The organism is Vibrio sp. Y176, from assembly GCF_033438945.1.
In genome coordinates this window covers 1-525 of the sequence record NZ_JAWOQS010001145.1, presented here as the reverse complement: position 1 = coordinate 525, position 525 = coordinate 1, and the positions used below count along the sequence as shown (strand labels likewise).

1 protein-coding gene is annotated in these 525 nt (G+C 49.5%); it reads right to left on the bottom strand.

Features of this window, described 5'->3' with window-relative positions; translation table 11 throughout:
- On the bottom strand, window positions 1-525 hold a 525-nt coding region (locus R7O13_RS30660), incomplete at both ends, for a DMT family transporter (protein ID WP_318305694.1).

The following is a 525-nucleotide window of genomic DNA, read 5'->3' as shown; positions in this document are numbered from 1 at the left end:
GTGATCGAAGGGTTGAACGAAGGAAGCGTCCGCAACTGCGTAAGCTTTCACAATCGCCCATTGCGCTAATGCTGTTAGTGCACCAGCAAAAAGAAGGATCAGCCAAATAGTCCAGTCACTAGGCATGGTAAAGCTTGGTATCGCTAGCACAATATTGAAAGGCGTGATCAGTAACAACAAGTAAACCACCATGGTAGACGGTGGATCGTTTACCGACATCTTTTTCACCATCAAAGAATACGCCGCCCAAAAGAAGGCCGCCCCAACAGGCAATAGAGTTGCCCAAGTGAAGGAGTCTGACCACGGTTCTAAGATGATCATGGCACCGATAAAGCCAGTTAGTGTGGCAAGCCAGCGTGTGGTGCCCACTTTCTCTTTCAAGATAAGCCCTGAGCCTACGGTCGCAAACAGCGGAGAAGTCATTAGCAGCGCAATGCCTTGCCAAATCGGAACAGGGTAAGCGAGCGCCCAAAGCCACAGTTGGATACCGATAACAGAAAGAAAAATACGAAAAGCGTGCCAGCC